The 13,477-nt window shown below is 75.3% G+C and carries 16 protein-coding genes; 9 read left to right on the top strand and 7 right to left on the bottom strand.

From position 1 onward, the window contains the following. Window positions 1–199 precede the first annotated feature (199 nt). Both QRN56_RS19955 and QRN56_RS19950 read left to right on the top strand, forming a co-directional pair. Entirely contained in the window at window positions 200–904 is a 705-nt protein-coding gene (locus tag QRN56_RS19955; RefSeq protein WP_285106162.1) for a type 1 glutamine amidotransferase domain-containing protein, read from the top strand. 44 nt (window positions 905–948) lie between these two features. Next, window positions 949–1,854: a LysR family transcriptional regulator gene (locus tag QRN56_RS19950; protein ID WP_285106161.1), complete on the top strand. Its 906-nt coding sequence runs from the start codon at window positions 949–951 to the stop codon at window positions 1,852–1,854. 35 nt (window positions 1,855–1,889) lie between these two features. Here QRN56_RS19950 and QRN56_RS19945 read toward each other — a convergent pair whose 3' ends face one another. The 5 genes from QRN56_RS19945 to QRN56_RS19925 all read right to left on the bottom strand — a co-directional run bounded on the left by QRN56_RS19945 (window position 1,890) and on the right by QRN56_RS19925 (window position 5,955). Next, a complete protein-coding gene (locus QRN56_RS19945) occupies window positions 1,890–2,507 on the bottom strand; it encodes a hypothetical protein (RefSeq protein WP_285106160.1) in 618 nt (205 codons plus the stop codon). Between the two features lie 78 nt (window positions 2,508–2,585). Then, complete coding sequence (locus QRN56_RS19940) at window positions 2,586–3,773, bottom strand: Cmx/CmrA family chloramphenicol efflux MFS transporter (RefSeq protein ID WP_285106158.1); 1,188 nt, start codon at window positions 3,771–3,773, stop codon at window positions 2,586–2,588. Between the two features lie 135 nt (window positions 3,774–3,908). Further along, window positions 3,909–4,427, bottom strand: a complete 519-nt coding sequence (locus tag QRN56_RS19935; protein WP_285106156.1) for a GNAT family N-acetyltransferase — start codon at window positions 4,425–4,427, stop codon at window positions 3,909–3,911. A 36-nt stretch (window positions 4,428–4,463) separates the two neighbouring features. Then, the gene (locus tag QRN56_RS19930; RefSeq protein ID WP_285106154.1) at window positions 4,464–5,450 is read right to left on the bottom strand and encodes a hypothetical protein; all 987 of its coding nucleotides are present in this window, start codon (window positions 5,448–5,450) and stop codon (window positions 4,464–4,466) included. 1 nt (window position 5,451) lies between these two features. Beyond that, window positions 5,452–5,955: an RNA polymerase sigma factor gene (locus tag QRN56_RS19925; protein WP_285106152.1), complete on the bottom strand. Its 504-nt coding sequence runs from the start codon at window positions 5,953–5,955 to the stop codon at window positions 5,452–5,454. A 221-nt stretch (window positions 5,956–6,176) separates the two neighbouring features. On the opposite strand from QRN56_RS19925, the gene QRN56_RS19920 reads away from it, so the two are divergent. The 4 genes from QRN56_RS19920 to QRN56_RS19905 are packed head-to-tail and all read left to right on the top strand — an operon-like array spanning window position 6,177 to window position 9,667. Further along, window positions 6,177–7,142 carry a M15 family metallopeptidase gene (locus QRN56_RS19920; protein ID WP_285106150.1) on the top strand — a complete coding sequence of 322 codons (966 nt, stop codon included), beginning with the start codon at window positions 6,177–6,179 and terminating at the stop codon, window positions 7,140–7,142. Window positions 7,143–7,185: 43 nt separating this feature from the next. Beyond that, entirely contained in the window at window positions 7,186–8,064 is an 879-nt protein-coding gene (locus tag QRN56_RS19915) for an ABC transporter ATP-binding protein (RefSeq protein ID WP_285106148.1), read from the top strand. Continuing rightward, window positions 8,061–8,858 carry an ABC transporter permease gene (locus QRN56_RS19910; protein ID WP_285106146.1) on the top strand — a complete coding sequence of 266 codons (798 nt, stop codon included), beginning with the start codon at window positions 8,061–8,063 and terminating at the stop codon, window positions 8,856–8,858. The genes QRN56_RS19915 and QRN56_RS19910 overlap by 4 nt, the downstream gene beginning before the upstream one ends. A 35-nt stretch (window positions 8,859–8,893) precedes the next feature. Beyond that, window positions 8,894–9,667 (top strand): MerR family transcriptional regulator, encoded by a 774-nt coding sequence (locus tag QRN56_RS19905; RefSeq protein WP_285106144.1) that lies wholly within the window; start codon window positions 8,894–8,896, stop codon window positions 9,665–9,667. Between the two features lie 58 nt (window positions 9,668–9,725). Here the strand turns inward: QRN56_RS19905 and QRN56_RS19900 are convergent, their stop codons facing one another. Continuing rightward, complete coding sequence (locus tag QRN56_RS19900; RefSeq protein ID WP_285106142.1) at window positions 9,726–10,181, bottom strand: DoxX family protein; 456 nt, start codon at window positions 10,179–10,181, stop codon at window positions 9,726–9,728. A gap of 132 nt (window positions 10,182–10,313) precedes the next feature. Here QRN56_RS19900 and QRN56_RS19895 point away from each other — a divergent pair, with 132 nt between their 5' ends. After that, entirely contained in the window at window positions 10,314–10,829 is a 516-nt protein-coding gene (locus QRN56_RS19895) for a TetR/AcrR family transcriptional regulator (protein ID WP_285106140.1), read from the top strand. A gap of 20 nt (window positions 10,830–10,849) precedes the next feature. On the opposite strand, the gene QRN56_RS19890 is transcribed toward QRN56_RS19895, so the two are convergent. Next, on the bottom strand, window positions 10,850–11,761 hold the full coding sequence (locus QRN56_RS19890) for an AraC family transcriptional regulator (protein WP_285106138.1): 912 nt from the start codon (window positions 11,759–11,761) through the stop codon (window positions 10,850–10,852). A gap of 211 nt (window positions 11,762–11,972) precedes the next feature. On the opposite strand from QRN56_RS19890, the gene QRN56_RS19885 reads away from it, so the two are divergent. Beyond that, on the top strand, window positions 11,973–12,731 hold the full coding sequence (locus tag QRN56_RS19885; protein WP_285106136.1) for an SDR family NAD(P)-dependent oxidoreductase: 759 nt from the start codon (window positions 11,973–11,975) through the stop codon (window positions 12,729–12,731). A 9-nt stretch (window positions 12,732–12,740) separates the two neighbouring features. After that, window positions 12,741–13,379, top strand: coding sequence for a putative glycolipid-binding domain-containing protein (locus QRN56_RS19880; protein WP_285106135.1), 639 nt, complete (start codon window positions 12,741–12,743; stop codon window positions 13,377–13,379). Window positions 13,380–13,477: the final 98 nt, after the last annotated feature.

Below are 13,477 nucleotides of genomic sequence, written 5' to 3'. Positions count from 1 at the left end.
GAGCGAGGCACGAAAAGTGTGCCAAGCGCGCCGCGCTCCCGGCGGCCGCGGTCCGGAGCAGAGCTGGCCGTCCCGCACAAGCCCCGAGCCATAAGCTCGGTTATGGCTCCGTTCAACTGTTTCGGCATCCGGTGATGGATTCTGACGTTCCCCGAGGACATCTCACCGAGCAGATCCCCGAACAGATCGGAACCACACCATGTCGAAGATCCTGATGGTCGTCTCCGCCGCGAACAGCCTGCGCCTGGCCGACGGCACCGAGCACCCCACCGGCTACTGGGCCGAGGAGGTCGCCGCCTCCCACCGGGTGCTCACGGCGGCCGGCGCCCAGGTCGACGTCGCGACGCCGGGCGGCGTGGCGCCCACGGTCGACGCGGTCAGCCTCGACGAGCGCGGCGGGGTGCCCGCCGCCGACGCCGCGGAGTTCCGGGCCTACCTCGACGGCATCGCCGACCAGCTCGCCCACCCGCTCACGCTGGCCGACGTGCGCGGCGACGACTACGACGCCGTCTACGTCCCGGGCGGCCACGCCCCGATGGCGGACCTCGCGCACGACGTCGACCTCGGCCGTCTGCTGCTCGCCGCGAACGACCGGGGCACGACCGTCGGCGCGCTCTGCCACGGCGTCGCGGCGCTGCTCAGCGCCCAGGAGCCGGACGGCACCTTCGCCTTCGCGGGCCGGGCGCTCACGTCGTTCACCGACGAGGAGGAGCGCCAGGGCGGCCTCGGCGACGCCGCGCCCTACCTCGTCGAGTCGCGGCTGCGCGAGCGCGGCGCCGTCGTCCAGGTCGGTGCGCCCTGGAGCAGCACCGTGGTCCAGGACGGCAACCTGATCACCGGGCAGAACCCGCAGTCCAGCGCGGCCGCCGCCGAGGCGGTGCTCAAGGCGCTCGCTGCGCGCTGAGCCCGGCTAGCCTGTGGGCAGGACGACGACGGAGGGTGGTGCCGGTGCCGGGTCTCGACCTCCTCGCCACGTTCCTGGAGGTCTACCGCACCGGGTCGCTGTCGGCGGCGGCCGAACGCCTGGGGGTGAGCCAGCCGGCCGTCACCGGGCAGCTCGCCCGCCTGGAGGAACAGCTCGGCGCGCGCCTGTTCGTACGGTCCCGCCGGGGCGCCGAGCCCACGGAGCGCGCCGTGGCGCTGGCCGCCGAGGTGGGGCTCCACGTGGACGGGCTCCGGACGGCGCTCGGTCCCCGCGACGTCGAGCCGGCCGTGCGCGGGCTCGTCCGGATCGGCGGGGCCGCCGAGCTCATGACGGTGCGCGTGCTGCCCGCGCTCGCGCCGCTCGTCGCGCAGGGGCTCCAGCTCCGTACGACGCTCGGGCTCGGCGACGAGCTGCTGGCCGCGCTGACTGCCGGCCACCTCGACCTGGTCGTGTCCTCGGTGCGCCCGCGGCAGGACGCCCTGGTGGCGACGCCGCTGGTCGACGAGGAGTTCCTGCTCGTCGGACCCCCGGCACTCGCCCACACCGTGGACCCGGTACGCCTGGAGTCCGACCCCGTGGCCGCCCTGTCGCACCTGCCGCTGGTCGCCTACGCGGAGGACCTCCCGATCGTGCGCCGGTACTGGCGCAGCGAGTTCGGCCGGCGTCCGCCCAACGCGACGGCGCTGGTGGTGCCCGACCTGCGCGCCGTGCTCGCCGCGGTCGCCGGCGGCGCGGGGGTCTCCGTGCTGCCCCGGTACCTGGCCGCGCCCGCGCTGGATTCAGGGCAGGTGGTCGAGCTTCACCACCCCGAGGCGCCGCCGCTGAACACGCTGTACCTCGCGGGACGGCGCGGCGTCCCGCAGGGGCCGGCGGTCGCCGCCGTCCGGGCACGGCTGACGGAGGCCGCCGCGGGGTGGGGGAGCCTCTGAGGCGTGCCGCTACCCGGCCGGTCGCCGGGTCCCGGTCACGACCCGGCGCACTCGTCGCTCTCCACCGGACCCGAGAGGCCGACGAGCGGCGGGTACGCCGAGACCCGGAGCTCCCAGCCGGCCGGGTCGGTGGCCGTCACAGAGGCGTCCCCGCCGTTCTCGGCGTGGGTCACGTCCGACAGCGGGTCGAAGCCGTGCTCCTGGAGAACCGGGTCGAGCCCGGCGGCGAGGTCGGCGAGACCGTTGCTCGGCTCGTACAGGTCGCCCTCACCCAGGCTCTCGGCGAGGAAGAGCACGCACTCGCCGTCCGGCTGCTCGGTGACGAACGGGAAGCGGTCCTTGGCGGTCCACGCCACCCCCGGGACGGACTGGTCGAGCGCGACGAGGACGTCGTCCAGCGCCGCCGTGTACTGCTCCGTCGCGGCCTCACGTGCGGGGGCCGGCTCCGCGGGCTCGGCCGGAACGTCGTCCGGGCCCGCGGAGCAGGACGTGAGGGCGCCGGGGACGAGCACGGCGAGGACGAGGGCGCCGCGGACGAGCGTGCCGGGGGGCGGCGCGTCGGGGACGTGCGCCGTGCCGCCGGTCCGTCGCGCCCGTGCCTGGAACCGCGCCCGTGCCTGGAACCGTGCCTGTGCCTGGAACAGGGACCGCATCCGTCTCCTCGTTCGTGCTCGCCGTCGTGCCGGGACGCTACCAGGCAGGACGTCCGCGCGGTCGGAATTTCGAGGCGGTCACGACGGGGAGCTCTCCCCGTCGTCGGACCCGCGTGCGGTCGGGGTCGCCCGAGCGGTGACGGCCCCGAGGGTGACGGCCGCCGCCGTCAGCACCGCGCTCGCCACCAGGGGTCCTGCGGGCCCGAGCGCCACGACGGCGCTTCCGCCGAGCACCGGACCGGCGAGCGCGCCGAGGTTCAGGGCGACCGTCGAGAACGCCCCGCCCATGGTCGGCGCGCCGTGGGCCGCCGCCATGGCGCGGGCGATCAGTGTGCCGCCCACGGCGAACGACAGCGCGCCCTGCACCGGGGCGAGCACCCACACCGCCGCGGGGCTCGGGGCCAGCGCGGCCCACAGGACCCACCCCGTGAGCAGGGCGGGGCCGGCGACCGCGAGCAGCCGCCCGCCGTGCGCGTCGGCGAGCCGGCCCGCTGCCGAGACCCCGGCGAAGGCACCCACCCCGAACAGCGCCAGCACCGCCGGCACCAGCGCGGACCCGAGGCTCGCGCCGTCGGTGACGACGACCGCCAGGTAGGTGAACGCGCAGAACGTGGCGCCGTTGACCAGGACGCCGAGCCCGAGGTGGCGCGACAGGTCCGGGGACCGCAGCGCGCCGAGCTCGGCCCGCAGCTCCACGCGGGCGCGCGGCGTCCCGGCGTCGAGCCGTACCGGCGTCAGGCAGGCCACGGCGACCAGGGTCGCGGCCGCGACCCCGGCGATCGCCCACAGGGCGGACCGCCAGCCCCAGAGCTCGCCCAGCAGCGCGCCGGCGGGGACGCCGGCGACCAGGGCGAGCGTCGTGCCGCCGAGGATCACCGCCAGCGCGCGGGCCCGCCGCCCGGCGGGGACGACGTGCTGCACCGTCGACAGCGCGACCGCGAGGAACCCGGCGTTCGCCACCGCGGCGACGAACCGGGTGCCCAGCAGGACGGCGAAGCTGTCGGTCAGCGCGCCGGCGACGTGCGCGGCGACGAAGACGAGCAGGCAGGCGGACAGGGTCCAGCGGGGCGGCAGGCGGCGTCCGACGGCGGCCGTGAGCGGCGCACCGACGACCATCCCGACCGCGAAGCCCGAGGTCAGGTAGCCGGCCTGGGCGATCGAGACGCCGAGGCCGGTAGAGATGCCGGGGACGAGCCCGGCGAGGACGAATTCCGACGTGCCTTGCGCGAAGACCGCGACCGCGAGCACGTAGAGCAGGACAGGCATGAGGAACTCCGAAGGGTGGAGGGACACGGGTAGGCCGGGACGGCACTACGGGCCCTTCGGATGCGGGTGTTCTCTACAGGGGCATCTCGGGCTACCGGAGTACCGGCAGCCCTGACCTGGATGCTTCTGGAGACCTCATGCGGTGAAGCTAGCACGCGCCGACGGAGGCGCCGGCACCGGGACCGGCACCGAGACCGGCACTGACAGCGGCAGCGGACGGCGCCACGCGACCTCGCGGTCGAGCTGGCCCGTCGAGCGGAAGAGCTGCACCTGGTGGGCGTCGGGCAGCGCGCCGGCGAGTGCCCGCGTCGTCGTCGGGCCGAAGCTGAGCTTCTGCCAGAAGCCGCCCGACCGGCGGGAGAACAGCCAGGCCTCGCGCGCCCCGGCGTCGGCGGCCCGGTCCAGGGCGAAGCGGGCCAGGCGCAGGCCGTCCCCGGCGCCGCGCAGGTCGGGCCGCACGGCGACGCTGCGGATCAGCGCGTGCTCGCCGTCCACGCCGAGCTCGAACCCGGTGGTGGCGGTGACCGCGCCGGCGTCGTCGCGTTCCAGCCAGAGGCGGACGGCGGGCTCCGCGAGCGCGGCGACCGTCAGGTCGGCGGTGCGGAGGAACGCGGCCAGGTCGTCGAGGTCGGCGGAGGCGGCGGGGTGGAGCACGCCGGGGAGCCTATCTCGGCGGGCCGGCGGGTCGGGTCAGGGCCGGTCGGCGTCGTTCGTCGGGGCCATGCTCGGCTCGTCGCACCCCGACCAGCTCAGGTCGCTGTGCACGCGCAACTGCTTGCCGCCGTCGGACGTGGCCCAGATCTCCTGGGCCCGCGGCAGCCAGGTCGTGGTGTCGACGAGCACGTCGACGCGGGTCACGTCGCCGCCCCGGACCTGGTCGTCCGACGGGGTGACCCGGATCCGCGCGACCGTCTGCCCGGCCAGCTCCTCGATCGTGAGGTCGTCGTCGAGCCGCTGGTTCGTGCCGTCGTAGCCCGGCAGGCGGAGCAGCACGCGGGCCGACGCCGCCTGCAGCGCCGGGAGAGGCTGCTGGTCCAGCAGGGGCTTCGGCACGGCCACGTCCGGCTCGTCGACCCGGTCGAAGCGCATGATCGACTGGTCCCCGAGCGTCGAGCGGATCTTCACGCCGCAGCTCGCGCCGGACATCGCCTTGCCCGCGAGGGTGACGACCTCGCCCGGCGTGCGCCAGGTCGTGGGGGACGGCGACGCGCCGGGACGCGGGGTCCCGGCCGCCGACGCGCCGGTGCCCGGGGCCGAGCCCGGGAGGGCGCCCGGTTCCGGCGTGCCCGCCAGGCTCAGCACGAGGACGGCGGCCGCTGCCGCGGCTGCCGCACCCGCCCACGCGAGGACCGGCCCGCGGCGGCCCGACGGCGCGCGCCGGAGCGCGGCCGGCACGAGCCCGGGTGTGTCGGGGTCGCGGAGCAGCACCTCGATGTCGCGGGTGTCGGCCCAGTCGTCGGAGCCGCTGTCGGACCAGGGGGCGGCCCAGTCGCCGGCGCCGGTGTCGGCCCGGCCGGACGGGCGCGGGACCTGGCCGTGCAGGCCGCTCCCCGTCGCGCCCCGCACGGCGGCCCGTGCCTCGGCCCGCGCGCGGGACTCGGTGTACGCGCGCGCCAGGTCGAGCTCGGGATCGGCCGCGCGCAGGGCACGGCGGGCGCGGGTCAGCTCGTCGTCCACGTCAGGCTCCTTCCTCGGTCAGCCGTTCGTACGCCGCGCGCAGGCGGCGCCGGGCGCGGTGCACCCGGGTGGCGGCGACCGCCGTCGTGCAGCCCAGTACCTGGGCCACCTCCGCCGTGGAGAGCTCCGCGGCCGCGAGCAGCGCGATGACCTCCCGGTCGGTGGGGCGCAGCAGGTCCATCGCGCGGCGGAGCTCGTCGAGCTCGCCGACCAGGCGGACGTCGTCGGCGCCCGCCGGGGCCGGGTGCGTGCGCACCCGCTCGACCAGGGCCGTGCGCCGCTGCCGGGCGCGCGCCTGGTTGGCCATCACCCGGCGGGCGACGGCCAGGAGCCACGCCCGCGGGTTGTCGGGCAGCTCGCCCTTGCGCCACACGATCGCGAAGACCTCGGCCACGACGTCCTCCGCCTCGGCGGCCGGGAGCCGCGCGCGGGCGTAGCGGTAGACGGCGCGCGCGTGCGTCGCGAAGAGCTCCTCCGTGCGCGCGGGCGTGAGCGGGCCCGGCACGATGCGGTGCGGCTCGGTGTTCGTGGTCAGGGCGGTCTCCGGGGTCTCCGTCGGTCTCCGGGGTGAAGAGCATCGGGGTGAGTGCTTCCGACACAGTGTGTCCGGCAGGGGATCGCCCATGTCAGGTCCCGGATGTTGCCCACGTCACAGCGCGCCGCTGACATCGGGAGCCACACGCCGCACACGACCCCGGTGTGCCTACCTTTTCGAACCGACTGTCCGTGCCCCGGGCCGGGGGCGTCCCCGCGGTGCTTCTCGCCACCACGCTGTTGCTCGCCGGCTGTGCGGCCGGGTCCGCAGCGGGGTTGGTCTCCGGGACGGCCGGGTCGCCGGACGGTTCGGGGCTGCCTGCCTCCGGTCAGGAGGGTTCCGTGCAGCAGGGCGGCGGACAGCAGGGTTCCGGTCAGGAGGGTTCCGTGGAGCAGGGCGGCGGGCACGGTTCCGGCGGGCAGGGTTCCGAGGAGCCGGTGACCGGCGGGGCGGGCGCGGGCGGCGGGGCGGGCGCCGACGCCGGGGCGGGCGCCGCGAGCGTCGTCGGGCCGAGGGACGTGCCCGTCGATGCCGAGCCGGGCAGCGGACCCGGTGACGACCCGGGCATCGACCTGACCGCCCGCTCCACCACCGACCCGGCGAGCCCCTGGGTGGTGGTCAACAAGCGCACGCCGCTCGACCCGGTCGACCACGAGCCCGACCTCACGACGGTGCGCGGCTACCTCGTGCGGCCCGACGTCGCGCCGGACCTGACGGCGCTCCTGGCGGCGGCGGACGCCGACGACGTCCGGCTGACGTTGCGCAGCGCCTACCGCGGGTACCCCAAGCAGGCCGCGGTCTACGAAGGCTGGGTCGCGCAGCTCGGGGCGGCGCAGGCGGACGCCGTCTCGGCGCGCCCGGGGCACAGCGAGCACCAGACGGGCCTGGCCGTGGACGTGGGCGGCACGACACAGCCGGGGTGCGACTTCGAGCCGTGCTTCGGGGAGACCACCGAGGGGCGGTGGGTCGCGGAGCATGCCGCGACGTTCGGCTTCCTGGTCCGGTACACGCCCGAGAACAGCGGCGTCACGGGGTACGCCCCCGAGGCCTGGCACCTGCGCTGGGTGGGCCGCGACCTGGCGGCGTACATGGCGGACACCGGCGTCACGACGCTGGAGGAGGTCTTCGACGTTCCCGGCGGGGGATACGTCGACTGACGGGCTTGACCTTGCCGTAGCGGCAACCCTGCACGCTGCGGTCATGACCACACCAGACAGTGCGGCCGGGGCCGTACCGGCCTCCGCCGCACGAGTTCCAGGACCAGCACCAGCACCAGCATCAGCACCGGCACCAGCGACAGCGCCATCGCGGGGCACCGCGATCGAGGTCGCCGGCCTGCACGCGTCCTACGGCGACCACCACGTGCTCGACGGCGTGGACCTCACGGTCCCCGCCGGCTCCGTCTACGCCCTGCTGGGGCCGAACGGCGCGGGCAAGACGACCATGGTGAACATCCTGTCCACGCTGCTGGCGGCCGACGCCGGCGAGGTCCGCGTCGCGGGCCACGACGTGCGCCGCGAGCCGGCCCGGGTGCGGGCGGCGATCGGCGTGACGGGGCAGTTCTCGGCGATCGACATGTTCCTCACCGGCCGCGAGAACCTGCGCCTCATGGCCGACCTGACCCACCTCGACCGGGCGACCGCCACCCGCGACGTCGAGGCGCTGCTCGACCGGTTCGACCTGGCCGACGCCGCCGACCGCCGCGCCCTGACCTGGTCCGGCGGCATGCGGCGCCGCCTCGATCTGGCGATGACGCTCATCACCCGGCCGCGGCTGATCTTCCTGGACGAGCCCACCACGGGGCTCGACCCGCGCAGCCGCCGCGCCGTCTGGCAGGTGGTCCGGGAGCAGGTGGCCGACGGCGTCACCGTGCTGCTGACCACCCAGTACCTCGACGAGGCCGACGCCCTGGCCGACCGGGTCGGCGTGCTCGACGCCGGCACGCTGCTGGCCGAGGGGACGCCGAGCGAGCTCAAGGCGCAGGTGCCCGGCGGCGCCACCAGCCTCGACGACGTGTTCCTGGCGCTCACGGGGCACGCCGCGGATCCCGCAGACACCTCGGAGGTGACCGCACGATGAGCACCACCTACGCCGTCCGCGACTCGATGACCATGCTGCGCCGCAACCTGCGGCACCTCAGCCGCTACCCCTCTCTGGCGGTCATGCTGATCGCCGTCCCGGTCGTGTTCCTGCTGCTGTTCGTGTACGTGTTCGGCGGCACGCTCGGCGCCGGACTCCCGGTCGACGGCGGCGGCAGCCGCGCCGACTACCTGAACTACCTGGTCCCCGGCATCTGGGTCATGACGGTGTCCAGCGTGGCGAACGGGACCGCCGTCGCCGTCGCGATCGACCGCACCGGAGGGATGTTCGACCGGTTCCGCACCATGGACATCGCCCGCGTCTCGGTGCTCACCGGGCACGTGCTCGGCGCGGTGATCCGGACCGTGCTGGCGCTGACGGTGATGGTCGGGTTCGCGCTGCTGCTCGGCTTCCGGTCGCAGGCCGGGGTGGCGGGCTGGCTCGGCGCCGCCGGGCTGGTGCTGCTCCTGGCGTTCTCGTTCACCTGGCTGACGGTCGCCATGGGGCTGGCCGCGGGCAGCGTCGAGACGGCGAGCAACACGCCGCTGGTCCTCATGGTGCTGCCGGTCGTGAGCAGCGGGTTCGTGCCCACCGAGCAGATGCCCGCCGGGCTGCGGCAGTTCGCCGAGCACCAGCCGTTCACGCCGGTCATCGAGACCCTGCGCGCCCTGACGTCGGGCACACCGGTCGGGTCGGCCGGCTGGCTCGCCGTCGGCTGGTGCGTGGTGATAGCCGGGGTGGGCTACGCCTGGTCCCGTCATGCCTTCGGCAGGACGACTGCGCCGGCCCGCTGACCCGGCGCTCCGACGACAGACGGGAGGATGGCTCCATGTTGACCATCGGGCAGGTCGCGTCGTACGCGGGGGTGACGGCGCGCGCCGTCCGGCACTACCACGCCCTGGGGCTGCTGCCGGAGCCGGAGCGCGACCACTCCGGGTACCGCCGGTACGGCGCGCCGGCCGTGGTGGACCTCATCCGGATCAGGACCCTGGCCGACGCCGGGGTGCCGCTGGCCCGGGTCCAGGAGCTCCTGCACGCCGACGAGGACGAGTTCGCGACCGCCGTCGCCGAGATCGACGCGCGGCTCCGGTCGGAGATCGAGGAGCGGGAGCGGCACCGCGAGCGCATCGCCCGGCTTGCCGCGGGGGACAGCCTGGCCCTGCCGCCGGAGGGTGCGGCGTACCTCGACCGGTGGCGGGAGCTGGGCGTGCCCGAGCCGATCGTCGAGATCGAGCGGGACAGCTGGATCCTGTCGCTGGCCGTGTACCCGCCCGAGCAGGTCGCCGCCGCCATGGTCAACAAGGGTCTGCTGCTGGACGACGCCGAGTTCGTCGACGTGCTGCGGTCGATCGGCGAGGGGATCGACTGGGCGCCGGACGACCCGCGGCTGCCCGGCCTGGCCGACAAGGTGGCGGCCGTCCTGGACCGCCACGCCGAGTGGACCGGTGACGGCGGGCGCGGGGTGGAGCGGGGGCTCGTCGAGCAGTTCGACTCGCTCGCCCTCGACTCCATCCCCGCCGGCCGCCGTCTGGAGGAGCTGCTCGAGGAGCGCGGCTGGTCGGGCTGGACCCGCCAGGAGCGCGTCCCCCGCACGACCCGCTGACCGCGCCCGACACCGGCCGGCGAGCGGGGGGGGGGCGGCGCGGGGCGGCGGGCGGTGGTCAGAAGGGGAGCCAGACGATCGACGCCAGGGCCGCCAGGTAGAGGGCCTGCTCCGCGAGGCGGCGTCCGACGGGGGTGGCCGGCTTGCCGCCGAACAGGACGCCGCGCCGCGCCGCGGAGACGTTCGCCGGGGTCATGGCCAGGGTGAGCAGCCCCAGGCAGATCGCCGCCGCGGGCGCCGTCGCGGGCACCAGCAGGCCGATCGCGCCCGCCAGCTCCAGCACCCCCGTGCCCGCGACGAGCAGGTCGGGGCGGGGCAGGCCCGGCGGCACCATGCGCACGAGGTCCTGGCGGACGTGCGGGATGAGCCGCCCGGACGACGCCAGCAGGTAGACGGCGGCGACGCCGACCCGTGCGGCGTCGTGCCAGGAGTCGAGGGCCGGGACCGCGAGCAGGCCGAGCAGGCGCGCGAGCGCCGTGACCGCGAGCAGCAGCACGGGAAGGGGGACAGGCATGACCGCTCCAATCTTGACGGCGACAAGTTCGAGCGACACCTCACCACTCGCGGTGCTATCTTGTCAATGGCAAGATCGGCTCGCGGTACGAGAGAACGCCGAGCACGAGAACACCGGGAGAGACGGAGCTCCATGAGCTACCACCACGGAGACCTGCGCAGGACGATGACCGCAGCCGCCGCGACCGCCGTCGCCGAGCGCGGGCCCGCCGGCCTGAGCCTGCGCGAGCTGGCCCGGCTCGCGGGGGTGTCCCACGCCGCGCCGGCCCACCACTTCGGCGACAAGGCGGGCGTGCTCACCGCCGTGGCGACCGAGGGCTTCACGCTGCTCGCCGCGGCCCTGGACGAGGCCGGGGACGACCTGCTCGCCGCCGGCGTCGCCTACGTACGGTTCGCGGTGGACCACCCCGGGCACTTCGCCGTCATGTTCGACCGCAGCCTGCTGCACGGCGACGACACCGACCTGCTCGCCGCCGAGCAGGTGGCCTCCGGGGCGCTCGCGGGCCTGGCGCCCGACGCCGACGGGGCGCGTGCGGCCTGGTCCGTCGCCCACGGCTTCGCGAGCCTCTGGCTCTCCGGCGCCATCGAGGGGCCCGACGTCGTCGCGGCCGCGGAGCCGGTGTTGCGCCGGCTGGTCCCGGACGCCTGAGGGTCGTCGGACGGCGGTGGTCAGCCGACGGCGGTGACGGCGGCCTGCCGGTCGCGGTCGCGGCCCGGCGGGGCGCCGAACAGGCGGCGGTACTCCCGGTTGAACTGGGCCGCGCTCTCGTAGCCGACGTCGAACGCGACCTGGGTGACGCTCGTGTTCCGCGACGCGAGGATCTGGCGCGCCGTGGCCAGCCGGAGCTGCTTCTGGAACTGGAGCGGGCTCGACCCGGTCACCGCACGGAACGTGCGGTGGAACGCGGAGACGCTCAGGCCCGCACGCCGGGCGAGGTCCTCGACGCGGAGCGGTTCGGCGGAGTTGTCCCGGATCCACTGCACCACCGAGCTGACGCGCGTGAGCTTGCTGCCGGCCAGCCCGAGCTGCCGCACGGTGTCGCCCTGCGGTCCCGTGACCAGCAGCCAGAGGATCTCCCGCCGCACCATGGGCCCCAGCACGGGCAGATCGCGCGGCCGGTCGAGCAGGCGGATGAGCCGTCCGACGGCGTCCAGCAGCTCGGCCGGCGCCCGGCTCGTCGCCAGGGCGGGGACGGCGGGGCCGTGCCCCGGGCCGGTCGTGCCGACCGGAGGCGGCCTGCGCGCGGCCCCCGCCGACAGCAGCAGCTCCGCGATGGCGGGTGCGGTCAAGGTCATCCCGAAGCCCAGCGCCGGGGCGTGCTCGCTCGCCTCCGTGAACCGGCCGATGACCGGCAGGTCGATCGAGGTGACCAGGTACTCGCCGGGTCCGTACACCACGGTCTCGGCGCCCAGCCGCAGCTCCTTGGTGCCCTGCGTGATGAGCGCGAACGTGGTGCCGGTCGTGGCGGCCTCCGGGTCGCCCGGCCGCGTCTCGCGCGACAGGAACACCCCGGGCAGGGGCTCGCTCGTGCCGGCGGGCGCGCGCCGGTCCATGAGCGCGCGCAACCCGTCGAGGTCCATGCCGCCCACCTTCCTCCTCCGACGCCGCTCCGACCCCGCGCAACGCTCCGTCGAGCAGGATCAGGCAAGAACGCGGGAGGAACACTATCACCATCCAGGCCCCTCATCGCCTTGACTTGTCGAGGAGTCAGGGCGGCACCGTCCCGGCTCCAGCGCCTTCACCACGAGCACTATCCGGCAAGCAGTCGAGACAACAGAGAACGAGGCAGACATGTCGATCACCATCGTCGTCGGGGCCAGCTCCGGCATCGGGCAGGCCGCCGCGATCCGCGCCGCGGAGGGCGGCTCCGGCGTCGTCGTCACCTACAACGGGAACCGGGACGGGGCCCTGGAGACCGTCGCGCGCATCGAGGAGGCCGGCGGCACCGCCGTCGCGCTCCCGCTCGACGTGGGCGACAGCGCCACGTTCCCCGCGTTCCGCGCCGCCGTCGAACGGGCGCTGGCCGAGACCTGGGGCGCGCGGACCATCACCGGCCTGGTCAACAACGCCGGGTACGGCGGCGGCACCCTGTTCGCGGACACCACCGAGAAGCAGCTCGACGACTTCTACCGGGTCATCTTCAAGGGTCCCTACCTGGTGACCCAGGCCCTGCTGCCGCTGATCGAGGACGGCGGCGCGATCGTGAACACGGCCAGCAGCTCCGCGGGCACCGCAGGGCTGTCCGAGGGCTACTCGGCCTACGGTTCCCTGAAGGGTGCCGTCGTCGTCCTGACCCGCTACCTCGCCAAGGAGCTGGGCGCACGCGGCATCCGCGTGAACTCGGTGTCGCCCGGCCCGACGCGCACGCCGTTCGCCGGAGGCGCCTTCGAGGAGTACCCCGAGCTCACGGCCGAGCTCGTCGGCCGCACCGCCCTGGGCCGCCTCGGCGAGCCCGACGACGCGGGCTCCGCCATCGCGTTCCTCCTGTCCGACGCCGCGCGGTGGATCACCGCGCAGGACATCGAGGTGACCGGCGGCTTCAACCTCTAGGGTCGGACCATGCGGCTGCGACCGGTGCCCCCGGTGTCGGCCTGGACCCACAGCGGGGTCCGGGCCGGCTTCGAGGTCCTGTTCGCCGGCCCGACGGCGGACGGTCACGTGCTGCGCGGGCACACCACCGCCGTCGAGGGCCCGGAGGCCTGGTCCGTCGGGTACCGGATCGAGGTCGACCGGCACTGGCGCACCCGCCGGGCCGAGATCGAGGCGACGACGGCCGCGGGGACCCGGCGGACGGTCCTCGAACGGGTCGACGAGGGCGGCCTTGGCGCCGAGGGTTCCCACGCCGATGCCGACGCCGCGCGCTGGCTGGTCGACGGGACGCCGGACCGCCGGCTGGACGGCTGCACCGACGTGGACCTCGAGTCGTCGGCCGTGACGAACACGCTGCCGGTCCACCGGCTGGACCTGCTGGCCGGCGCGGTGCGCGCCGTGCCCGCGGCGTTCGTCCAGGCCGGGGACCTCTCCGTGCGGCGGATCGAGCAGGAGTACCGGCTCCTGGACCGGTCGGAGTCGGACCAGACCGCGGACCTGCTGCGCTTCGAGTACACCTCGGCCACCTTCGGCTTCGCCTGCGAGCTCACCTACGACGCCTCCGGGCTGGTGCTGGACTACCCGGGCATCGCCGTCCGCGAGCGCTGACCGGACGGGTGCGTCATTCACCCGCGCCGGCGTGTATCGTTTCGGCCGCCGCAGGCCTCTGACCTGGGACGACGTCGATCTCGCGGCGGAAACGCGAG

The sequence above is a fragment of the Promicromonospora sp. MEB111 genome, assembly GCF_030209445.1.
GTDB lineage: Bacteria > Actinomycetota > Actinomycetes > Actinomycetales > Cellulomonadaceae > Promicromonospora.
This window is presented reverse-complemented; position numbering and strand designations above follow the sequence as displayed.